Origin of the sequence: Geovibrio thiophilus (genome assembly GCF_004087915.1) — a bacterium.
Taxonomy (GTDB): Bacteria; Chrysiogenota; Deferribacteres; order Deferribacterales; family Geovibrionaceae; genus Geovibrio; species Geovibrio thiophilus.
Map to the genome: position 1 here is coordinate 2922855 of NZ_CP035108.1, position 21491 is coordinate 2944345.

A 21491-nucleotide genomic window follows, 5' to 3' on the forward strand; every position below is an offset into this window, starting at 1 on the left:
CTTATTCCTGAACGTCTTTCAGCCAGTCGCTGGTAAGGAACCATTTGTTGTATGTTTCCTCATAGAAGCCGTCACCCTTGACCTGTGCAAGGAAGTTGTTCAGCCAGTTCATGAAATCATAATCGCCTTTTCTGACCGCCCATGCGAGGGGCTCATAGGTGAAGGGATCATCAAGGAAAACAAGGTTTTCGCTGTTCTGTGAGAAGAAAGACGCGTTGTAGGGAAGGTCATAAACGAAAGCGTCAGCTTTTCCGTTGATAACTTCCATAACAGCTTCCTGCTCGGTTTCAAACAGTCTGATTGTTGCGTTGGGCATAAATCTCTTAGTTGCGTAGTCAGCGGTTACGCCGAGTTTTGTGGAGATTATGTATTTGGGATCGTTAAGATCAGCATAGCTTTTAACAACGCCTTCGTGTTTTTTATGAATAAGTATAGTCTGACCTATTGTTATATAAGGGCTGGCGAAGTTAACCTGAACATTTCTTTCGGGGGTTACCGTCATGCCGGACATGATAATGTCAAACTTTTTAGTGAGAAGTGAAGGGATGATTCCGTCCCACGCTGTGTTTACGAGAACAAGCTTAACACCAAGGTCTTTAGCCATTCTTTCAGCCATGTCAACATCGAAGCCGACTATGTCGCCCTGTTTGTTTTTAAGCTCGAAGGGCATATAACCGGCTTCAAGACCCACGTGAAGCTCGCCTCTTTTCACGATTTCGTCAAGGACGGAACCTGTCGCGGCGGGTGCGGGAGCGGCTTCTGTTGTTGATGCCTCTTTTTTTTCGGATGAGCATGCAAAGCTCATCAGCATTACGGCAAGAATTACCAGTATTTTTTTCATATTACTTCCTCCTAATAGGATTTTCCTTCATCAAGAATTTCTGAGATAATCATGTTGGAGCCGCATTCCGGACATTTGCCGATCTGCTCTTTGGGGATGTATTTGATTTGGGTGAACTCGCACTTCGGACACTTAACTTCGACAGCCTGAACCTTGTCTGAATCGGAATCTTTCCTGCTCATCCCCGAAACTCCCTGAAATAAATTGGTCATACCCGTGTAAAAACTGCATACTATAATAAAACTGTTAAAAAATAAAGCTAATTGTGGCATAACACCTGTTATCTGTAGCATCACACTGTTAAAGGAGCCTTAAAATAAAACTGCTTAGGAAAATTCTGAGCGCTGTGGGGAAACCCACTATGGTGAAAGGGGCAAACGCTCTTGAGGAGAAGAATTTCTCAAAGGCTTACAGGATTTTTTCTGTCCTTGCGGATGAAAATGTGCCTGAGGCTGTGTTTGCTCTGGGAACAATGTATGAAAACGGATTCGGGCTCCCTCAGGATCTCAGGCGCGCGCTGAAACTGTACATAGCCTCCGCCAGAAGAGGCGTAAACGAGGGTTCATACCGTGCGGCGATGATACTGATCAAAGGGGACACAGGTCACAAGGATCCTTTGCTCGCGGTGAAGCTGCTTGAGGAAGCGGCGGAGCGGGGGCATGACAAGTCGCAGTATAAGCTTGGATTCTACCATCAGTCGGCAAAATATGTGCTGCGGGACTATGATAAAAGCTTCGCCTATTACCGGAAAGCGGCGGAGCAAGGGAACTCGGACGCACAGAACAAGCTGGGACTCATGCACGCAGCGGGAAAGGGCACTCTGAAAGACTATGAGGAGGCTGTAAAATGGCTCACCATGGCTGCCGGACAGAGGCACCCTGAGGCGCTGTACAATCTCGCCTGCATGTATCACGAAGGGAAAGGGGTAAAGGCAGACCTGAAGAAGGCTGTGCGGCTGTTCAGGCTTTCCATGAAGGCGTACGGGTAAAAAGGGCTATCCCTTCACCGCGTCCATTATCCTTTTCAGTTTTTTCAGTACATTTTCAAAGTCTTTCAGGGGGATCATGTTTGGACCGTCCGATTTGGCTTCCGACGGGTTTTCATGCGCTTCAAAGAAGAAGCCTTTTGTGCCAACTGCCGCAGCGGCGTAAGCCATCTGGGGCGCCAGTCTGCCGTCACCGCCGCTTTTTCCCGCCAGTCCGCCCGGTCTCTGTACGGAGTGTGTGGCGTCCATGACCACAGGGTAGCCGAGTGCCGCCATGTCTATAATATTTCTGTAATCCACCACTAGGTTATTATACCCGAACATGCTTCCCCTTTCGGTAAGCATGATTTTTCTGTTGCCGGAATCCTCAACCTTTTTTACAGGATACTCCATATCAACGCCGGAGAGGAACTGCGCTTTTTTGATGTTGACTATTTTACCCGTATCCGCAGCGCTGATGAGGAGATCTGTCTGCCTGCACAGAAAAGCGGGAATCTGCACTATGTCAACGACGGAGCCAGTACGTTTTGCCTGCGAAGGTTCGTGGATGTCGGTTGTTACCGGAACATCGAATCTGGCTTTTGCTTCGGCGAGTATGTCGAGCCCTTCCTCAAGCCCCGGTCCTCTGAAAGATGTTATGGATGTGCGGTTCGCCTTGTCGAAGGATGCCTTGAAGACGAATGTGAATTTCTGTCTTTCGGTGATCTCTTTCAGCTTTTCGCAGAGTCTCATTATCATGTCTCTGCTTTCGATCACACAGGGACCCGCAATTATGAAGGGTTCTGCCTTAAGCTTTTCGTATAAATCTGTCATATGAGTATCTTCTTTGAGTGTATTTACTGTTTTTCTACCGTGCCTTCAAAGACTTCACCGCTGATTACGATGCGGTATTTCAGCTTGTCGGGCTCCGTTTCCTTAATGGGCGCTATGTGGAGGTCAAACTTTTCGGATGTCTGCTCCAGAAGAAGCTTCACGCCGCCCCTTATGTCGTTCATGGGTATTCCGTTCTTAATAAATCCTATGACCGGATAAATGTCAAGGGGGTCGGTATTGCGTTTTCTGGTGACTGTGCCCTCGCCGTATATCTCCATGGAGGTTATAGTTTTGCCGGGCAGACGGAACACCGCCTCGAAAACAGTGTCCGGTTCACCGTCAGATTTTACCACGTTTTTATCCCCAACCACGTCTCTGCCGCGCAGGTTCTTTATCCTGACAGCGACCGGAGCTATCCTGTCCGCCTCATCGGAGGGAACATAGCGTATGGTTTTCAGCTTCGGCGCATATGCGGCGGGCTTAACATTATGCCCCGCGAAGGTGTGGCTTCCGGCAGAGGCTCCGCCCTGAAGTATCGGCGCCACAAGCACACCGCTTCTGGCGCTTGAGAACAGGTAGTCTGTCACATCCGCCTCTATTTCATAGCTTTCCGGCTTCATGACGGCATCGCCCGAGTAGCTCATTGTCGCGGGCACGGGTATTACTGTGCCGTCCGCGGTTTCCGTGATGTATCTGAAAAGGCGCATTGAGCCTGACTGCTGCTGGGGAACATGGGTGAGTACAAGGCTTGCGCTTTTGATGAACACTTCATTAAACTCAGGTCTGTCCTTCTTCAGGGAGAATAGGATTCCTGTTGTTTTTTCGTCATTGACGGAGATTGTCAGTGCGCCTTTTTCCGTGCGTGCTCTGCCCCCCTGTTTTACGAAACGGGAGAGTTCGGAATTATCCTCATTGAGGTAGATATAGTCTGTTATCTCGGAGTATGAGTTCAGCGCCAGCTTCCATGATCCGCCGCCGCCGGTGCCTGTCCATGTGCCGCTGACGGAATCGGAAGCGAGAGTGCCTTCAAAGTTTCTTGTGCATTTGAAGGATGAGCCTCCCGCACGGCAGTCCAGATTGAGCGTGAGCCTGCCGTTTTCGTAAGTGCCTTTCAGGGGATAGAGGCGCTGTTTGCCTTCCTCGCCCATCAGTGCCTTGCCGTGCACCGTATTCCCGTAGAATGCAAGCTTCCAGACTGAGCCCGGTTCCTGCGAACCGTCCGTCTTAAAGGTGTTCACGGTGAAGACTCCATCCTCGACAGAGGGAGCGGCGGCTTTATCCTGCTTTATCTCTTTCAGGTAGAAGTTTTTTGCGATGCTTACATTCTTCCTGCCGCCCATCTTGACTGAGTACTTGTAACTGCCGTCTGCGGCGGTTTTTATGGATTTTCCCGTTTCAAGAAATGCTACTTCCGCGTTTGCGAGCGGTTTGGAGTCTTCAGAGAAGACCCTGCCCGTCACAGTGACCTCTTTCGGCTCCTCCTCAGTGAAGCCGAGAATATCCGAGCTGCGCTCAAACCCCTTGGCAGTTACGGAGAGGCTTATGTTCCGCACAAGGAAAAACTCAATGTTGGAGAGGATAAAACGCTGAATATTTGCGTTTATGTGCGCCGCCGCGTCCATGAGCGCAAAACCGTCGTCCGCCTGAATCTCCGCCACGAATATTTTGTTTAGGAACACAATTGTGAAATCCGCGTCATTGATATAGGCGGATTTGGGGATGTAGTAAAATACGCCCTTGTCGCCGAAGCCTATCTCCTGCACCTTTCCCTTGGGGGCTTTTTTCGCGAGATCCTCGTATTTGTCGAAGGCTGTAACATAGTTGCTGTATGCGTGGATCGATGCTTTCACATCGAATGTTTTTTTACGCTTGATATTCATTATCTGCTGAACATCCGGCGAGTAATAGGAGTAGGAGGAGGTGTACACAAACCCGTTTCCGGTTTTTGTTTCCGTGATTCCCGTTCCCAGCCAGCGTTCCTCACCGCCGGTGAGCTTTGCCGGCTTCGGGAAGAACGCCTTCACTGTTTCATCAAGCTTAAGCTTCGCCTCTGCCGCTCCCGTCATGGCGAACAGCACGGCAAAGAGAAGTAAAAAAAATTTCATGACCATTTAGTTAAGATTGAACATAACTGTTTTTAGTTCAGTCATTTCTTCCACGGCGAATCGGGGACCTTCCCTGCCTGTTCCGCTGAGCTTCACGCCGCCGTATGGCATCTGATCCACCCTGAATGTCGGCATGTCGTTCACCATCACTCCGCCCACCTCCATATGCTCTATGGCGTAGAAGGCGTTTTTGATGTCGTTGGTGAATATCCCCGCCTGAAGACCGAACTGGGAGTTATTCACCCTCTCCACAGCTTCCTCAAGGGTTCTGTATTTCATAAGGCATACGAGAGGGGCGAACGCCTCCTCGCTGACCACTGTCATTGTTTCGTCCACATCTTCAAGAACCGTCGGCTCAAGCATTGTTCCCCTGCGTCCGCCGCCGGTGAGAACTTTTGCGCCCTTTGCCGCCGCGTCTTTTATCCAGCTCTCAACCCTCGCCGCTTCGGATTCCTCTATCATGGGACCCACAAGGATTTTTTCATCCGCCGGATCGCCGAAGCCGCTTGCCTTAACGCTTTTTACGAACATATCACGGAACTCATCGTATCTCTTCTCGTGGATGTATATTCTCTGAATGCTGATGCACACCTGACCGGAATTGGCGAAGCCGCCCACAACACATTTCGGCACGGCGTAGGCAATATCCGCGTCCTCATGGATTACCGCCGCCGAGTTGGAGCCCAGTTCAAGGGTAACCTTCTTGATCCCCGCCTTCGCCTTGATGCCCAGCCCAACTGACGGGGAGCCTGTGAAGGTGAGCATATTTATAAGCTCTGATTCCACCATGGCATTGCCTACAACCGAGCCTGAGCCCACCACAAGGTTTATGCCGCATTCAGGAAGCCCTGCCTCAAGGAGAACCTCAGTGAGGAGCACGGCAGTGAGCGGAGTTGAGGAAGCGGGTTTCAGCACGATGGGGCAGCCTGCGGCGATTGCGGGACCGACCTTATGCGCCACAAGGTTTAAGGGGAAATTGAAAGGGGTTATTGCGCCTACAACGCCTATGGGGAAACGTTTATAATAGCCGAAGCGGTTTGCGCCGGAAGCGGAAGCGTCATAGGGTATGAGCTCCCCGCCGAGACGCCTTGCCTCATCAGCGGCGAACCTGAAGTTCTCTGCTGTTCTGCCGGCTTCGCCTCTGGAAAAGACTATGCCTTTGCCCGCTTCGGCGGTTATTATTCTTGCGAAATCTTCTGAATATTTTGCGATGAGGGAACCTGTTTTATCCAGTATGTCCCCTTTCTGCTTTGCGGTGAGGGATGCCATTACCTTGCGGGCATTGAAAGCCGCTGCGATAGCTTTTTCCGTCAGGGCTCTGTCTGCGGTGCAAACCGTGCCCGCCGCTGAGCCGTCATAAGGGTTCTTTACCTCAAGGTATTTGCCGGTGTCGGTCCATTTGCCGTCTATGAACAGCTTCTTGAAACCCATTTCGCCCTCCTGATTCGTGGGATGCGGAAACCTCAGCACTTAGGGCAGTGTTTCCTGATTAATCAGGTTACCAAAAAGGGCTTAATTTTGCAATGGGTGTCAATGTCAGTGAGTTGTTTCCGCCAGAGCCTCACTTATTGAGGCTACGGCTATTTTTTCCTCCGATGACTTGGCTTTCTTTTTCAGATCCGCCAGAATGTTCGCTATCTCATCCGGTGTATGTTCCCTCCTCCCTGAAGGAAGTTCTATAATTGCGGCGCTTATGCTTAAAAGAGGAAATACCGAGTCGTTCCCCTGCCTGTCCTTGCCTGTGTAGTAGCCCTGCTTGACCTCGGACGGTGAGTAGAAGGAGATTACAGAATCGGTGAATTTTTTGATTGTCTTCCTGATTTTGTCCACAGCCATGGCGCATACCATGCCGTTGCAGCTTATTCCGCCGAAGAAATCATCCCCGCCGATATGACCGATGAATTCGTTTTTGCCGCTGAAATCCTTTTTAAGAATGTCAGAGAAAAGGACAATAGCCCTGTCCCCCTGACGGAAGCCGAAGCGGTCGTTGAACGGCTTGAAGTTGTCAAAATCGAAATATACAAGAAAATACTGGCTGTGCTCGTCCCTGAACGCGTCGTTGAGGTAGCCGTTTATCAGGCTGTTGCCGGAGAGCTTGGTCAGCGGGTTCATGTCACGGGCGAAGGCGAGATTCTTCTCGTTCAGCGTGTTGAGGAGTGACTGAGCGGTGAGAAAACCGAAATATTTCAGTCCCTTGGTGATGATAACCCCGTCAGTTTCCTTATTTGCCACGAACAGCTCAAGGATCTTCTCAATGGGAACGTTAATCTCAACAATCGGGCAGGAGGTTATGAACTTGCGAATATTCACAGTGAGCGATTTGTTATGCAGAAGCTCCTTGCCGAAGGGGTGATACAGATATTCCTTGAGGTTGCGCTCACTGATTATTCCAAGCGGCATGTCCGTATCATCCACGATGGGGACGATGGGCACGTTCATATGATTGCGGATATTTTCAAGCACCCGTTCGGCGGATTCGCTGACGTTCACCGGGCTGAGCTTTACTATTTCGTTTGATATGAGGTAGGCATCCTCACTGAGGTTGCGTTTGTCCGTCTGATCGATGTACTGCACCGAGCTGTAAACGGGCATAATATCTTTAACATCAACGGAAGGCTTCTGTATGAAGTAACCCTGAATAAGGTCAAAGCCCATCTCCTTGCAGGTGAGGAACTCCTTCTTCGTCTCCACTCCTTCGGCGACTATTGTTATGCCGAAGAAATGAGCAAGACCTGTCAGATTGCTGCAATACTTTTTCTTTTTGATGTCCTCGTCTATTCCCTGAATGAGAAACTTGTCTATCTTAAGGAAGTTTGGCTCCGAATAGTAGAAAAGCTCGAAGTTGGCAAACCCCGCGCCGAAATCGTCTATGGCTATGCGGCAGCCGTACTGCTTCACATTTTCAAAAATATTCTTGGTGTTTTTTATGAAACTGTGCTTGTGGCGTTCGGATATTTCAAAGCAGAAGGCATCCGGCTCAAGATCGTTGGCTGTGAGGAGAGCCTTGGTGCGCCCCTTCGTGAAATCAGGCATGTTTACTATGCGTATGTCGTAGTTGTAAAAAAGCTTCATCTTGCGGAAGCCCTCTATGGTGCGGAACTTCATCATCGCCTTTCGCCTCAGTTCCAGATCCACCTCAAAAAGCAGGTTCTCCCTGAACGCAGTATCGAAAAACTCCGCAATGGAGTCAAAGCCGCATCTCTCCCAGCCGCGCAGGAGCGCCTCCACGGCAAAGGTTACGCCGGAAAAGGGATTTACGATCGGCTGGAATGCGTGTTCAACCTTTGATAAATGTTCTTTCCAATGCTGAGGAAGCATCCGCACACCTTCATAATAAAGATTCACGGAAATAATATCCGTATAAATCATTATTATATTTAAGTGTGTGAAGAGGGTGACAAATGTTTGTTAATGATTTGTCAGAAGAGACTGCTCAGCATTAAATACCTTGCTCTCGTTTTATGTCATTAATAAAATTTGACATAGGTCGCACATAATCTTTCATTCCGATATGTTCTAAGGCATGTTTGAGCTTGCGGCTATCATCTCGAAGATAAAAGATATGTCGTAACCCTCCTAATAGAGTGAGCTTATCGTCACTTAAATCTTCATCATAAGTTATCAAGTGCCATATTTCTTTTATTTTGTGTTTGCTCAAGATCTCAGCACTTGCGCTCGACACTTGCTTCCATCGTTCTCTTAGAGTTCTTTTGCATGAGATGCCGATTAACCATTTATCACTGCATTTAACCCATTTATCTATTTCTATGTCTGCTTGAAAATGTTCAGGTTTACTCTCCGCTTTTATGTTAAAGTAGCGAAGAAGATACTCAGTGACATCTTCTAAGCTTCCTCCTGCACGTCCTTTTCTTTTTTGTCCTAATCTTCTCTCAAACTCTTGTATAAAAGCGGTAAGCACAATATCTGCATCAAAAGTCGGTAAGAAATCTATTTGATTCTTTAAGGATCTGTATTCTCTTACAACTGCGGTTCTTTCTGCGTTTAAGCATCCCTCAACCCCTGCATCATCCCAAATATTAATAACTGTTGCTAAAGCTTTTTCTCCAAGTTTATCTAAATATACCTTCGCAACAGACTCAGTAAATTCACGATCGTTATTTGGTATATCTTTTAGAGCGTTATTTATTGGGACAACAAAGTATTCAGAAGTAATAATGAATACTTTTATATCATCAACAGTCTCTATCTTCCCTAGAAGATCTTCGTAGAAAAGGTTTATTCTTTCCGTTCTTGAGCTTTGTCTTGAGAATCTGTGCTGTAAAATATCTTTTATTCCTGATTTACAAATGATCATTTTATCGTCATCTGATATTATCTTATCATCTAAGATAACTTTTAGTGTTTCACAAATGTTTAAAAGCAGCCGATTCTCTTTTCCTATCGCACCATATTTATCGTTATTGATTAGCATCCTTGAGAACCAGTAAGCATTTCTCCAAGGGTTCTCCAATACAATAGATGGATCGATATTTTTTATTGTCATTGATTAGACCTCGCTCAGCCTTTTTTGAGCCATTTTGCAATACTCTTCAGATATGTCTATTCCTATGAAATTACGTCCCTGATTTCTTGCTGCGATGGCTGTTGTGCCACTTCCCATGAAAGGATCTAAAATAAGCTTTGCATGTGTACTCGAGACAATTCTTTCAATTAAATCAACAGGAAAGGGGGCTGGGTGAGGGTTATTCATTTCCTGCATAAATTCCCACACATCGCCATAACTGTTGGCTTTAGAAACTAGAGTAAATTTGGGCTTCGCAATTAAATAAATAACCTCATAAGTTGGCAGAAAATAGCCTTTATTAAAATTGATTCCGCCTTTTCGTCTCCAAATAATTATTTGCCTTACCGGAAAACCCGATACAATATCATGCCTGTCTTGGAGCAACCCACCTTGTACACGCCATTTGTGATTATAGAAAATTGCGCCATCATTTTTAAGCAAGCGCATCATCTCGCTTAGGCATTCGCGCTGCCATTTAACATACTCATCATATGGCATACTGTCGGCATGTTTATCATACCCATTGATAAGCTGGGCATTACTCCATTTCCCTCCTCTTCCATCCTTCATACCGTTTCCTGTTGAGTTTTTTAGGTTATAGGGAGGGGATGTGATAATTACATCAATACTTTCATCTGGAAGATGCTTCATTATTCCAATGGCATCACCACATATAAATTTATTGATATATTCATTAATTATACCAAGCCTTTCGGACTGTTGATTTTTGACTAGCTGAAACTGATTCGACATATGTACCCTCGAAATATTTTGCTTTATGTCGGTTCATTTATCAACAGTTATTTCTCAATCCCTTCCCTTGCCTCCACTCCGCAGGAGAAATAATGCTTTATCTCCTTCATTTCGGTGATGAGGTCGGCAAGGTCCATGATTGAGGCGGGGGCGTTTCTGCCGGTGAGCACGAGTTCGGCAGTTTTCGGGCGCATTCTGATCATCTCCGCCACATCCTCCTCTCTTATGAGACCGAGGGCGAGTGCGACATTGATTTCATCAAGAATAACTATGTCATATTCACCGGACAGCAGAGCGGCTCCGGCTTTTTTAAGCCCCTCCTCAGCGAGGCGTATCTCCTCTGTGCACGGTTCACCGCAGATGAAGCGGTCATTTCCGTAGGCTTCCATGACAATGTTTTTTGCAAGGGAGTGAATCGATATGTTTTCGGAGTATCTGCCGCTTTTGAGAAACTGACCTATGTATACCTTGAGTCCGGCTCCGGCTCCCCTGAGGGCGAGACCGAGAGCGGCGGTTGTTTTGCCTTTACCTTTTCCCGTGTAAATCTGGACGAATCCCCTGTTCAGCGTCATAAATAAAATCTCCGCCCGTGCTTTTTGTTTAAGATAGCTCAGACAAACTTATGTTCAAGGTTTAAAATGCTTTTTGATTCTCGCCGCGTAATCTGCGCATATTCCGTTAACCGGACATTCGCCGCACTTTGGCGCGCGGGCTGTGCAGATCTCCCGCCCGAAGAGTATCACCTGATGCGACCATTCGGCGCTGCGCTCAGGGGGAATGATTTTAATGAGATCCTGCTCGATCTTCTCCGGGTCTGTGTTTCCGGTGAGTCCTATGCGGAAGGCGATACGCTTCACATGGGTGTCCACCACCACGGCAGGTCTTCCGAAACAGTTGCCGAGAATAACGTTTGCCGTTTTTCTGCCCACTCCGGGAATTTTGATCAGCTCCTCCATGGTGCCCGGCACTTCGCCGCCGTGGTTACTGACAAGCTTTTTGCCCATTCCGATTAGGCTTTTCGCTTTGTTGCGGAAGAAGCCCGTGGGCTTTATATCCCCGCACAACTCTTCCATATCCGCATCCGCAAGATCCTTGGGTGTGGGATATTTCCTGAACAGTTCCTCCGTCACTATATTCACACGCGCGTCAGTGCACTGGGCGCTGAGAATAGTCGCGGTGAGTAGCTGAAACGGGTTTTCATGCCTCAGTGAGCATTCGGCGTTTGCGTAGCGGCTGTCCAGAAACTCCATGAGTCTTAAAACTTTTGTCTTTTTATCCATTCCCCGAATCCGTATGCGTTTTTATCTGCCTTCTTTATTATTTCGTTATCAGTTGAAATATGCAGTGTATCTTTTAATGTACAGTCGAAAATCATGCTTTTCTCACAGCCAATCAGCCGCCCGTTAGCGAAAAGACGAAGGCATTCAGCGGTGTTCTCCGTGTCCGTATTTTCATCGAAAAGGCAGATACTTGCATATTTACTGAAAAAGGAATTGTCCGCAATCTTTTTTATATCAGCACCGCTTTTCAGGACAATGAAGATCATCCTCCCGAATATACCGAAGTCCGGAAAGCCGAACGAAACAAGCTCCGGCAGCTCTCTTTTCAGCGAGTTTGTGAGAAGCCTGAATGCCGAGTCCGCCAGAATGCCGTTCTCCGCAGGGGGCATCCCCGCCGCAGTGTTAGGGCAGAAAGCGTTTTGTGCATGATATGCCTTTTCAAGTGTAAACACCGGATAAGGCGCAGGTTCGCAGTAGCCGCCCGTGTAGTTTCCGAAGGGACCTTCCAGCGCTGTTTCTGTCAGCGATATTCTGCCGTGGAGCACTATTTCCGAATCCGCGGGAACAGAGAGCCCGCCGAACCTTGCGGTTTTGAGCGGTCTTCCGGTGAGTGCGGCGGATATTTCAAATTCATCCGCTTTTGCGGGCATCACGGAAGCGAGCATCACTGACGGAGGCGCACCGAGACACACCGCAGCCTCTATGCTCTCCTCGCCTCGCTCTCCCGCCAGCCGCATATGCTCCGCCGCTCCGCTTGCGGGATAGCAGTGAACTATTGCCCTCTTCTCATCCAGAATCTGCATGCGGTACATGCCGCAGTTCTGTTGTTCCCCCTTGGTTATCACACACGGAAGAGTGAGGGCGAATCCGCCGTCATGCTGCCATGTGCGTATGGCGGGCAGTGAGGTGAGGTCAGAAAATTCTTTATATCGGAAAGAGGGGTCGCTGACTGTTTCGGGCTTGAGTTCTTCGGGGAGTGTTTTATCAAGCAGACAATCCGGCGCATCACTGACGGACTTCAGCCCGACGGATTCCAGAACTGCCGCTTTTGAGCAGAAGGCGTTCATGACAAGGGGAAAATCCGAGCCTATGGGATTCTCAAAGACTAATGCGCATTCACCCGCCGCACGCCGGGCTATTTCCGCCGCTTCAAGGTCGCAGGAAACATGAACGGAGGTGTTTTCAAGCCTTCCGGTCTTTGCGAGATGACAGAGAAAAGCCCTGAAAGAATCCTTCTCCATGATGTGCCTGCCTATTTGCGGCAGATTGTGGCGTCGCAGATTCCGAAGGTGAAGGGGTTGAACTCCGCCTCTCTGAAACCCGCCTCAAGGATCATTTTGCGGTAGGCATCTCTTGGGGGGAATTTGTACACGGATTCCGGCAGATACTCATAAGCCTTTCTGTTGCCGGAGATAAGTCCGCCGATGAAGGGGAGAATCTTTGTGAAGTACAGCCTGTAAACCCATGCGAAAAACGGGTTCTGCGGCTGGCTGAATTCCAGAATACAGGCTCGCCCGCCGTCCCTGAGAACACGGTGCATCTCCCTCAGTCCCTGCGCCTTGTCGGTAACATTACGGAAGCCGAAGGCTATCATTATGCGGTCAAAGGATTTATCCTTGAAGGGAAGACAATGGGCATCGCTGACGCTGAATATTCCTTCGGGCATCTTCTGCTTGCCGATTTTCATCATATTGTGGCTGAAATCGCCGCCTATGAGGATCGCGGCCTTTCCTGTTTTCGTGAGTTCTATCATCATGTCCGCAGTGCCGCAGGCGAGGTCAAGCACAGTCTGTCCGTCCTGCACGTCCATGAGCTTTATTGCCTTCTTGCGCCACGCGACATCCGTGCGGAAGCTCAGAGCACGGTTGAGAAAATCGTATTTGGGGGCTATGTCATCGAACATCTGCTGGATGTCTTTAGATTTTTTTTCCAAGTTCAAGTCCTTATCCGTTGTTATTATATGAAACGGACGAACATGCAGGTGAAGTCGTCCTTCTGGGAATCCTTGTCCGTTACAAGTTCGTTATATAGGTTATTAACTATGTCTTTGCAATCATCTTTTATCAGCTTTTCCACCTCAGGCACAAGATTCTCGTGGGGGATGTACTCTATAACTCCGTCCGTATAAATGAAAAGAGACGAGCCTGCGGGAATCCTTACCGCAGTCTGTTTGTACTCGTCTTCAATTATCCCCAAAGGCAGAAAGCCTGATGAAAGCTCCAGATTTTCATCAGCGAATAGCACGGCGGGCTCATGCCCGCAGGATATATAATCCAGCGTTTTCGCTTTCGGATCATACAATGCGAAAAACGCAGTGATGAAGCGGTCGCCGAAGCTTTTGCCTATGAGAAATCTGTTGAGTGATTCCACAAGCTTCTCAAGTATCTTCTCATACCCTTCAAACGCGGAACAGAGAGATACATAAACGCTGAGAACGACAGTGAAGACCGCAGCCGAATAACCCTTTCCGCAGACATCAGCCACACAGAAGAATGTCTTGCCGTCCACATCGGATATATAAAAAAAGTCTCCCCCCGCGGTTCTGGCGGGGCAGCTTATTCCCTGAATCTCCACATCCCCGTACACCCGCACGTCTCGCTGGACAAACTTGTTCAGAATGTCTCCGGTGGTGCGCATTTCCATCTCTTCCATCTTGAGGCGGGTCATGGTTTCGTGGTTCAGGGCGTTTTCCACTGCGATTGATACGATGGATGAGACTATATCGGAAAATTCCTTGTCCGGCACTATGTCAAACTGAATGTTAAAAAGCAGTATTACAATGTCCTGAGCGGGCTCAAACACCACGAAGAGGTTTTTTATGTTGTATTCTCCCGCGTCTATGCCGTATTCGATAAATTCCGTCCTGCGGTTTTCCATCACATAGTCGTAAAGGGGCATGTCATTTATTCTGATAAACTCTCGGACTGATACTTCCTCCAGCCCGATAGCATTGAAATTCTCCTTGTGAATGGCGCACGCCGCCTCAGCGGAGAAAACCTCCATGAAGAAGTTTAAAGAAACAGCCAAGACCTCCTCAAGCTCTATCGCCTTGAAGATCATGCTTCCTTTTTTTACAAAGTCTATCTTCTTCTGATAGTTGACATAAGTGTTCATGCTGCTGTCACGGGCCTTGAGCTCGTCCAGCCTGCTGCCCAGATACTGGGAGTAGGGCTCAAGCATGGTCAGGGCATCTCTCCCTGAGTCTTCGTGAAAGGTGATGCACGCCATCACGTTTCCTCTGCTTTCAAGGAAGAAAGATGAATTGATATTGATGATTTCGTCGAAAAATTCCACGGTTTTGCTGTTTTCGGAAACAGAACCGCCTTCGTAGCCCAAATCGAAAATATCGAACGTGGCGGATGAGCGGGAGTGCCTGCCGGAGACGGCTTCGCAGAGGTTGCCGTCACACTTCCATATGGTGAACGCTCCGGATTCCTCCGCTTCGAGAAAGTTGTACAGCCTTGTGAAAAACTCGTTTGAGCTCTGGGAAAAAAAAGTGTCAAAAAGCTGCTTATTGAGTATCAGCATTCATTTCATCCGATTTTGTATTCAATATTTCGGCAACAGCATTATTCACGTCATCATAACTTTTGCCGAAGTTCTGCGCTATCTCGCCGATGATCTCCTGCCTTTCGTCTCTGTGCCGCTCTATTTTATTTGCGTAAAAGACTATTTTTGAGTAGGTATCTTCCGCCTTGGCGTGGTGGTTCATCACCGCTGTTGCAATGCTGTCCGCCACCGCCCATTTTTTAAGGACTGTTCCGCCCACTGTGGAATGGTCAATTCCGAGCTGTGCAAGCTCATCCTCAGTTGTGTCCACCTCCTGTACGAGGAAATCCACAAGGATTGACTTGCCAATGTCGTGCATAAGCCCCGCGAGATACAGGGAATCCGCGTCCTCCCCGAGCATCTCCGCCAGTGATTCTGACAGCATGGCTACAGCCACAGAGTGCTCCCATATGCGCTGTCCGGTGGATTTGTAGAGGTTAAAGTGCTTGTTGTAGTAGCCTTCGGTGGACACGGCGAGGGCAAGGTTTTTCACGGTATTTATGCCGAGCAGAACTGTCGCGCGGTCGATGCTGCTTATCTCCTGCCTGAGTCCGTAAAAGGGAGAATTGACCAGCTTGATTATTTTGGAAGATATGCCCTGATCTTTTTTTATCTTAACTATGAAGTCCTTAATCTGCGAATTGTCGCTTCTGGAAAGCCGCAGAAGTTCCTTTGCCAGTGCCGGCAGTGCGGGAATGCTCTCCGCCTTGGCGAGAACCTTAGCCTTCAGCGTATCGAGTTCCCCGCTGCTTTTGCCTTTATTTGTAGAGGCAAGAGCGACTGAGAGCTTCTTAAGAACGTCTTCTTTTTTCAGCGGCGGTGTGAAAATGCCCGAGATGTAATACTGGCGGATCGATTCCACTACCCGCCTGTCCTTGGTGGTGATGAAGAAGAAGGCGGACACGCTGAACTTCTTCGGCAGACGGAAGAGGGTTTCCAGACTGTCTATCTCTATAATCAGAAGGTCTTCGTCCCCCTCCTGAACGAACTGGCAGTCGTCCTTAAGCATAAGGAGAAACTGTTTCAGGTTGTCTTTTGAGCCTCTGTAAGCGATTTTTTTCAAGACCTGCCGCTCCTCTCTCAGCTTTTGAAGTTGCTGTTAATTTTATCTATAAGTTCCCTCGGACTGAACGGCTTGGTAAGGTAATACTCAGCTCCCGCGGCGTTGCCTTTTTCAATATCTCCCGCCTCAGCCATAGCGGTAAGGAGGATTATGGGAGTGCCCGAGAGCTCCGCATCGGCTTTAATAGCCGCGCAGGCTTCCAGCCCGTCCATCTCCGGCATCATAATGTCCAGAACAATTACATCAGGCTTCTGCTCCTTCGCAATTTCCAGAGCCTGCCTGCCGTTTCCCGCCTCCAGAACGGCAAAGCCCGCTTTTTTCAGATGAAGAGCAACTACCTTCCGCAGCCTCAGCTCATCGTCTGCAATCAAGATTTTCATAGTCAAACCTCATGGATATGGAATTCGAGTCATATTCTAATAATATACCGACTTTTTCAAACATTTCGGAGAAAATTTGTATAATTTCCGGAAAGCCGGTAAATCCGTTGCTGCATTTTATGGAGAGTACAGGGAGTTCCCCCTTGATCTCCAGTTTGCCCGAGGAGGTTTTGACTGCTTCGTAAAGTGTTATAAGAAAAATGCTTTTCAGCAGATAAGCGTTATTTCTGACTTTGAAATTCTCGTCTATATCAAGCTCAAGGTCTGTTTCCGGAGTTTCGCTGAGAACGCATGTTTTTTCCAGAAGGTGTTCAGTGAGCTTGCCGATTTCGATTTCATCGTCACGTTTTTCGATTTCGTTTGCTATTATATATCTGAAAGTGGCACTCATTCCGCGATCGAAAAGGTCAAGCAGAAAGCCCGACTGCGCAACAAGCTCCATCATCTCTCCCGTGTCATCGTCAAACCCGTCCTTCACCGCCTCCATCATGGCGACGATGGTCGAGGTGGAAGTTCGTATGTTATGTGAGAAATATTTATAAACCTTAAGCAGGTCGGTGTTGCATTCTCTGGGTCTTTCGCTCATTCTCGGGCTCCTTGCTGTAAAGAGAGATACTTAGATTATAGTTTATTCGTCCGCATTTTCAATGAATTTACAGGGTTGCGGGCGGGTGATGTTTGCTTTAAGATGATTCGCTGAAGAAGTTTAACATCCGGAGGACCTAATGGAAACGATTTTTACAAAGATTATAAACGGCGAAATCCCCGCCGCGAAGGTTTATGAGGATGATGATTTCCTTGCGATACTGGACATCCGCCCAGTGAATTTCGGTCATACGCTTCTTATTCCCAAGAAATATTTCGTGAATGTGTTTGACGCTCCCCTTGATGTTGCGGCGAAAATTTACCCTGTGCTCACGAAGATAGCCAACGGAATGAAAAATGCTCTTAATTGTGACGGCGTGAATATTTACCAGAATAACGGAGCCGCCGCGGGGCAGGAGGTTTTCCACGCTCATCTGCATATTGTGCCCCGATACGAGGGAGATGAAATGCGCTTCGCCGTCAAGCATGTAAGCTACGAAAATCCCGCCGCCATGCAGGAATTCGCCGCAAAGATCGCGAAAGAGATTAAATAACGTTTTTGCCTGTTTTTGTCAGTTAACACGAGTTTTTCTGTTGCAAGCAGCGTGCTTGTTGCTTGCGTGATTTGAAATTATTGTGAGGGAATGATGTCAAAACTGCCGAATTGTCCGCAATGCGGATCGGAATACACTTACGAGGACGGGGCGCTTCTTATCTGCCCCGAATGCGCCCATGAATGGAGCGCAGAAACGGAAGCCGCACCTGCGGAAACTGCCGTGCGTGATGCTTACGGAAACGAGCTTAACGACGGCGACAGCATCACTGTTATAAAAGACCTGAAAATCAAGGGCTCATCTCAGGTGGTAAAGGTCGGCACGAAGGTAAAGAACATCCGCCTTGTGGACGGCGACCACAATATCGACTGCAAAATTGACGGCATAGGCGCCATGAAGCTGAAATCCGAGTTTGTGAAGAAGGGTTAATACATCATTCCGAACAGCCACAGCGGGATTCTGTTTCCGTAGCCTATTTCAATGTCGTCAGACACAATGAATGCGTTTTCAATATTTTTAATCTGGCGGGAGCTTTTGCTTTTCCCGCCGATTTCAAATACTCTTCCATCCGCTGAATAGTCACCGTTTCTGGCGTATTCCACTGAAACAGGTAAAAAATTATCCTGCATGCGGTAATAGTTTCCGATTTGGTTAACGAAGAAAACCTCTCTCACTGTTCCTATCTCAGGTCTTGTACTGATGGCATAGAGAATATTCGGGTTAGCAATCAGCAGCTTCTCTGTTTTACGCACAACACCATCCCCTCTTCCCTCCGGTTTGATAAGATTTACCAACCCTGCCTCACGAAGATAAATCAGATATTCGTTCATTGTGACTCTGTCAATGCCTGTAGCTCCCGAGAGCCCGGTTTTCTTCATATCATACGGAGGGGTTACTGCGAGCATGTACAAAAGTTTCTTTATTTGGTGGATCTTGGCGTATTTTATATCGCATACAAACCCCATATCAGTTTCGAGCACTTCTCTGACTGTATTTGCGAGCCGCATATGGAAGGTTGATTTATCCGCCAGAAAAAACGGATAACAGCCGTGTGAGAGATATTCAGCAAAATATTTGAGAATTTTAGGTATTTTGCCGAGTATTTCCCCTGCCGTGCCGATATGATCTGAAATTATGTCGGCTAATTGATATGGCGAAAGAAAATAACCGTAAGCAAGGTTCAGATATTCTCTGAACGACAGTCCGTCCAGATGATAAAATACGGCTCTGCGGCTTAGGTCTGCATCCTGCATATTCATCTGAAGAAGGCTGGAACCTGAGAAAACAACCTTAAGATCCGGTCTTGTGTCATGTATTGCTTTAATGTGTTTTGACCAGTCCGGATATTTGTGCACTTCATCCAGACAGAGAAGCTCGCCTCCGCTTTTAGCAAATTCAGCAGCAAACTCATTCAGCGGCATCCCCTGAAAACGCGGGTTGTCAACGGATACATAAAGCGCATTTCCGTTTCCTTTATCAGCGGATTTGAGGAACTGCATCATAAGAGTCGTCTTGCCTGTTCCCCGCGCGCCTAATATGCCGATGCACGGGTTGTTCCAGTTGATCTTTCCGTAAAGATAACGGGCATTTTTCTCAGGTATTTTTTTAAGCAGAAGAGCCTGTTCCGCAAACCATATCTCAAAATCGAACATTACATCACCTATGTAAAATATAACTTACATATTTTATCGTATCTTGTAAAGTACTATTTACATAGGTGCGTTTCCTCGCCCTCCCCCTTGACACCTTTATTACCGAGACCAATTATTATTAATATAGACTGCTGGCAAAGGCATTGTCGGCAGTCATGATTCTGAGGAAAGCTTGAGGCGCGTTTCAACACAATTACGGAGGAACAGCATGAAAGCTCTTATTTACAAAGGTCCCGGACAAAAAGCTCTGGAAGACCGCCCCATGCCGGACATTCAGTCCGCAGGGGACGCGGTAGTCAAAATTACCAAAACAACCATATGCGGAACGGATCTGCACATTCTCAAAGGCGATGTACCCTCATGCACACCCGGGCGGGTACTCGGTCATGAAGGCGTGGGAATTGTGGAGAAGGTCGGCAGCGGAGTAGCCTCTTTCAAGAAAGGCGATCATGTGCTTATATCCTGCATATCCGCTTGCGGAAGATGCGAATTCTGCCGTAAGGGCATGTTCTCCCACTGCACAACGGGCGGGTGGATTCTCGGCAACACCATAGACGGAACTCAGGCGGAGTATGTACGCATACCCCATGCGGAAACAAGCCTTTACCACATTCCCAAGGGTGTTGATGAAGAAGCTCTCGTCATGCTCAGCGACATTCTCCCCACAGGTTTTGAGTGCGGTGTGCTCAACGGGCGTGTTGCCCCGGGAAGCTCTGTCGCCATAGTCGGCGCCGGTCCCATAGGGCTTGCCGCTCTGCTCACTGCGAAGTTCTACTCACCTGCGGAAATCATCGTTATAGACCTTGACGATAACCGCCTCTCCGTGGCAAAGCACTTCGGCGCCACTCACACGGTAAACAGCGGCGACGGCAAAGCCATTGAAAAAGTTATGGAAATAACAGGCGGCAAAGGGGTGGACACCTCCATTGAGGCGGTGGGGATTCCTGCTACATTCGTTCTCTGCCAGAGGATAGTAGCAGCAGGCGGAACAATCGCAAATATCGGTGTGCACGGAGTGAAGGCTGATCTGCACCTTGAGGATCTCTGGTCGCACAATATCACAATCACCACCAGACTGGTGGATACCGTGAGCACACCCATGCTGCTCAAAACGGTTCAGGCTCAGAAGATAGACCCCAAGCTTCTGATCACTCACAGATTTAAACTGGCAGACATGATGAAGGCTTATGAGGTGTTCGGACACGCCGCAGACACCAAGGCGCTTAAAGTGATCATCGAAGCCGAGTAGAAAAAATGTACCGGCGGGGATAGACTCCCCGCCTTCGGGTCTGTTATTTATCCAGTGTTTTCATTCCTTCCGCTCCGTATCGGTCCCCTGCGATATGCTTCCAGTCAATTATTTTTTCAAGCCGAACGACCTGTTCCGGAGTAAGCCGGAAATTGGCTGCGTTTATGTTGTCTTCCAGATACTTAAGACGTTTTGTGCCGGGGATGGGAACAATGTCCTCACCTTTGGCGAGAATCCATGCTATTGCGAGCTGCGCAGGAGTACATCCGATACTCTCAGCCATCTTTTTGTATTCGGCAAGCATCATAGCGTTTTTACGCATATTCTCCCCCATGAAACGGGGATTATTTCTGCGAAAATCATCGGGCGCTAAGGATTCGGCAGATTCGATACTGCCGGAAAGAAAGCCTCTGCCCAAAGGACTGTAAGCCACGATTCCTATCCCAAGCTCTCTGCATGTGTCAAGCAGCCCGTTTTCCTCTATATCTCTTGTCCAGAGGGAATATTCCGCCTGCACAGCCGTGATAGGATAAACAGCGTGGGCTCTCTTCAGATTATGCGCGCTCACTTCCGAGAGACCGATGTGGCGAACCTTGCCCGCCTTTATCAGTTCAGCCATAGCGCTGACTGTCTCCTCTATTTCGGTTGATGGATCTTTTCTGTGCATGTAGTAGAGGTCTATAATATCAACACCGAGGCGCTTCAGACTGGCGTCGCATGCCTGTTTAACATATTCGGGGCTGCCGTTTACTCCTCTTTTTTCGGGATCATCGGAACGGACAATACCAAACTTAGTCGCGAGAACAATGCGGTCACGTATACCCTGAACGGCTTTTCCAACGAGGACTTCGTTATGTCCCCTTCCGTACATATCCGCCGTATCCAGCATTGTTACGCCTTTTTCCACTGCCGTACGGATGACTTTCACGGACTCAGCCTCATCCGCCTGACCGTAAAACTCGCTCATGCCCATGCAGCCCAGACCTATTTCAGCAGACTTAAGCCCTGTTTTACCCAATATCCGTTCTTTCATGAAAAGCCTCCTTATCATGTTAAAGCTCAATACTTTATTGCTTTTTGAGTTCCTTCACCCTAAGGGTTCAGGATGACGTATCGGAGAAAGCTAAGCAATCTCTTTTGTCATACACGGCGCAGTT

At 48.1% G+C, this 21491-nt stretch carries 22 protein-coding genes; 4 read left to right on the top strand and 18 right to left on the bottom strand.

The features are described 5' to 3' along the window. Window position 1: 1 nt before the first annotated feature. Together EP073_RS13500 and EP073_RS13860 are read right to left on the bottom strand one after the other, a co-directional pair. Window positions 2-841: a transporter substrate-binding domain-containing protein gene (locus tag EP073_RS13500; protein ID WP_128467684.1), complete on the bottom strand. Its 840-nt coding sequence runs from the start codon at window positions 839-841 to the stop codon at window positions 2-4. 11 nt (window positions 842-852) lie between these two features. Continuing rightward, on the bottom strand, window positions 853-1023 hold the full coding sequence (locus EP073_RS13860; protein ID WP_164885392.1) for a hypothetical protein: 171 nt from the start codon (window positions 1021-1023) through the stop codon (window positions 853-855). 164 nt (window positions 1024-1187) lie between these two features. Between EP073_RS13860 and EP073_RS13505 the strand changes: the two genes are divergently transcribed. Further along, window positions 1188-1829, top strand: a complete 642-nt coding sequence (locus EP073_RS13505) for a tetratricopeptide repeat protein (RefSeq protein ID WP_128467685.1) — start codon at window positions 1188-1190, stop codon at window positions 1827-1829. Window positions 1830-1835: 6 nt separating this feature from the next. Here EP073_RS13505 and kdsA read toward each other — a convergent pair whose 3' ends face one another. From kdsA to EP073_RS13575, 14 genes are all read right to left on the bottom strand, one after another. Further along, window positions 1836-2639 (bottom strand): 3-deoxy-8-phosphooctulonate synthase, encoded by an 804-nt coding sequence (kdsA, locus tag EP073_RS13510; protein ID WP_128467686.1) that lies wholly within the window; start codon window positions 2637-2639, stop codon window positions 1836-1838. Window positions 2640-2662: 23 nt separating this feature from the next. Further along, window positions 2663-4744, bottom strand: a complete 2082-nt coding sequence (locus EP073_RS13515; protein ID WP_128467687.1) for a hypothetical protein — start codon at window positions 4742-4744, stop codon at window positions 2663-2665. Between the two features lie 6 nt (window positions 4745-4750). Next, window positions 4751-6175 carry an aldehyde dehydrogenase family protein gene (locus tag EP073_RS13520; RefSeq protein ID WP_128467688.1) on the bottom strand — a complete coding sequence of 475 codons (1425 nt, stop codon included), beginning with the start codon at window positions 6173-6175 and terminating at the stop codon, window positions 4751-4753. Between the two features lie 105 nt (window positions 6176-6280). Next, window positions 6281-8089, bottom strand: coding sequence for a GGDEF domain-containing protein (locus EP073_RS13525; protein ID WP_164885393.1), 1809 nt, complete (start codon window positions 8087-8089; stop codon window positions 6281-6283). Between the two features lie 94 nt (window positions 8090-8183). Next, entirely contained in the window at window positions 8184-9248 is a 1065-nt protein-coding gene (locus EP073_RS13530) for a PDDEXK family nuclease (protein WP_128467690.1), read from the bottom strand. A 3-nt stretch (window positions 9249-9251) separates the two neighbouring features. Continuing rightward, complete coding sequence (locus EP073_RS13535) at window positions 9252-9920, bottom strand: DNA-methyltransferase (protein ID WP_430654685.1); 669 nt, start codon at window positions 9918-9920, stop codon at window positions 9252-9254. A 149-nt stretch (window positions 9921-10069) separates the two neighbouring features. Continuing rightward, on the bottom strand, window positions 10070-10594 hold the full coding sequence (locus tag EP073_RS13540; RefSeq protein ID WP_128467691.1) for a cob(I)yrinic acid a,c-diamide adenosyltransferase: 525 nt from the start codon (window positions 10592-10594) through the stop codon (window positions 10070-10072). Window positions 10595-10648: 54 nt separating this feature from the next. Then, entirely contained in the window at window positions 10649-11302 is a 654-nt protein-coding gene (gene nth, locus EP073_RS13545) for an endonuclease III (RefSeq protein WP_128467692.1), read from the bottom strand. Beyond that, the gene (locus EP073_RS13550; RefSeq protein WP_128467693.1) at window positions 11278-12543 is read right to left on the bottom strand and encodes a UbiD family decarboxylase; all 1266 of its coding nucleotides are present in this window, start codon (window positions 12541-12543) and stop codon (window positions 11278-11280) included. The genes nth and EP073_RS13550 overlap by 25 nt, the downstream gene beginning before the upstream one ends. A gap of 11 nt (window positions 12544-12554) precedes the next feature. After that, window positions 12555-13241 (bottom strand): bifunctional demethylmenaquinone methyltransferase/2-methoxy-6-polyprenyl-1,4-benzoquinol methylase UbiE, encoded by a 687-nt coding sequence (gene ubiE, locus EP073_RS13555; RefSeq protein WP_241654011.1) that lies wholly within the window; start codon window positions 13239-13241, stop codon window positions 12555-12557. A gap of 17 nt (window positions 13242-13258) precedes the next feature. Then, window positions 13259-14830: a PP2C family serine/threonine-protein phosphatase gene (locus EP073_RS13560; RefSeq protein ID WP_128467694.1), complete on the bottom strand. Its 1572-nt coding sequence runs from the start codon at window positions 14828-14830 to the stop codon at window positions 13259-13261. After that, window positions 14814-15914, bottom strand: a complete 1101-nt coding sequence (locus EP073_RS13565; RefSeq protein WP_128467695.1) for an HDOD domain-containing protein — start codon at window positions 15912-15914, stop codon at window positions 14814-14816. Before EP073_RS13565 ends, EP073_RS13560 begins: the two co-directional genes overlap by 17 nt. Before the next feature lie 17 nt (window positions 15915-15931). Further along, window positions 15932-16294: a response regulator transcription factor gene (locus EP073_RS13570; RefSeq protein ID WP_128467696.1), complete on the bottom strand. Its 363-nt coding sequence runs from the start codon at window positions 16292-16294 to the stop codon at window positions 15932-15934. Then, a complete protein-coding gene (locus EP073_RS13575; RefSeq protein WP_128467697.1) occupies window positions 16269-16880 on the bottom strand; it encodes an ATP-binding protein in 612 nt (203 codons plus the stop codon). Before EP073_RS13575 ends, EP073_RS13570 begins: the two co-directional genes overlap by 26 nt. 139 nt (window positions 16881-17019) lie before the next feature. On the opposite strand from EP073_RS13575, the gene EP073_RS13580 reads away from it, so the two are divergent. Beyond that, window positions 17020-17433, top strand: a complete 414-nt coding sequence (locus EP073_RS13580; RefSeq protein WP_128467698.1) for an HIT family protein — start codon at window positions 17020-17022, stop codon at window positions 17431-17433. A gap of 93 nt (window positions 17434-17526) precedes the next feature. Next, window positions 17527-17862 (top strand): zinc ribbon domain-containing protein YjdM, encoded by a 336-nt coding sequence (locus EP073_RS13585; RefSeq protein WP_128467834.1) that lies wholly within the window; start codon window positions 17527-17529, stop codon window positions 17860-17862. On the opposite strand, the gene EP073_RS13590 is transcribed toward EP073_RS13585, so the two are convergent. Next, complete coding sequence (locus EP073_RS13590) at window positions 17859-19085, bottom strand: ATP-binding protein (protein WP_128467699.1); 1227 nt, start codon at window positions 19083-19085, stop codon at window positions 17859-17861. The genes EP073_RS13585 and EP073_RS13590 overlap by 4 nt on opposite strands. A 208-nt stretch (window positions 19086-19293) precedes the next feature. On the opposite strand from EP073_RS13590, the gene EP073_RS13595 reads away from it, so the two are divergent. After that, complete coding sequence (locus EP073_RS13595; protein ID WP_128467700.1) at window positions 19294-20334, top strand: zinc-dependent alcohol dehydrogenase family protein; 1041 nt, start codon at window positions 19294-19296, stop codon at window positions 20332-20334. 43 nt (window positions 20335-20377) lie between these two features. Here the strand turns inward: EP073_RS13595 and EP073_RS13600 are convergent, their stop codons facing one another. Further along, a complete protein-coding gene (locus tag EP073_RS13600) occupies window positions 20378-21367 on the bottom strand; it encodes an aldo/keto reductase (protein ID WP_128467701.1) in 990 nt (329 codons plus the stop codon). Window positions 21368-21491: the final 124 nt, after the last annotated feature.

Coding starts and splice junctions, on each gene's coding strand:
- EP073_RS13500 (WP_128467684.1), bottom strand. CDS start 841: ATGAAAAAAATACTGGTAATTCTTGCCGTAATGCTGATGAGCTTTGCA.
- EP073_RS13860 (WP_164885392.1), bottom strand. CDS start 1,023: ATGAGCAGGAAAGATTCCGATTCAGACAAGGTTCAGGCTGTCGAAGTT.
- kdsA (WP_128467686.1), bottom strand. CDS start 2,639: ATGACAGATTTATACGAAAAGCTTAAGGCAGAACCCTTCATAATTGCG.
- EP073_RS13515 (WP_128467687.1), bottom strand. CDS start 4,744: ATGAAATTTTTTTTACTTCTCTTTGCCGTGCTGTTCGCCATGACGGGA.
- EP073_RS13520 (WP_128467688.1), bottom strand. CDS start 6,175: ATGGGTTTCAAGAAGCTGTTCATAGACGGCAAATGGACCGACACCGGC.
- EP073_RS13530 (WP_128467690.1), bottom strand. CDS start 9,248: ATGACAATAAAAAATATCGATCCATCTATTGTATTGGAGAACCCTTGG.
- EP073_RS13535 (WP_430654685.1), bottom strand. CDS start 9,920: ATGAAGCATCTTCCAGATGAAAGTATTGATGTAATTATCACATCCCCT.
- EP073_RS13540 (WP_128467691.1), bottom strand. CDS start 10,594: ATGACGCTGAACAGGGGATTCGTCCAGATTTACACGGGAAAAGGTAAA.
- nth (WP_128467692.1), bottom strand. CDS start 11,302: ATGGATAAAAAGACAAAAGTTTTAAGACTCATGGAGTTTCTGGACAGC.
- EP073_RS13550 (WP_128467693.1), bottom strand. CDS start 12,543: ATGGAGAAGGATTCTTTCAGGGCTTTTCTCTGTCATCTCGCAAAGACC.
- EP073_RS13560 (WP_128467694.1), bottom strand. CDS start 14,830: ATGCTGATACTCAATAAGCAGCTTTTTGACACTTTTTTTTCCCAGAGC.
- EP073_RS13570 (WP_128467696.1), bottom strand. CDS start 16,294: ATGAAAATCTTGATTGCAGACGATGAGCTGAGGCTGCGGAAGGTAGTT.
- EP073_RS13575 (WP_128467697.1), bottom strand. CDS start 16,880: ATGAGCGAAAGACCCAGAGAATGCAACACCGACCTGCTTAAGGTTTAT.
- EP073_RS13580 (WP_128467698.1), top strand. CDS start 17,020: ATGGAAACGATTTTTACAAAGATTATAAACGGCGAAATCCCCGCCGCG.
- EP073_RS13585 (WP_128467834.1), top strand. CDS start 17,527: ATGTCAAAACTGCCGAATTGTCCGCAATGCGGATCGGAATACACTTAC.
- EP073_RS13590 (WP_128467699.1), bottom strand. CDS start 19,085: ATGTTCGATTTTGAGATATGGTTTGCGGAACAGGCTCTTCTGCTTAAA.
- EP073_RS13595 (WP_128467700.1), top strand. CDS start 19,294: ATGAAAGCTCTTATTTACAAAGGTCCCGGACAAAAAGCTCTGGAAGAC.
- EP073_RS13600 (WP_128467701.1), bottom strand. CDS start 21,367: ATGAAAGAACGGATATTGGGTAAAACAGGGCTTAAGTCTGCTGAAATA.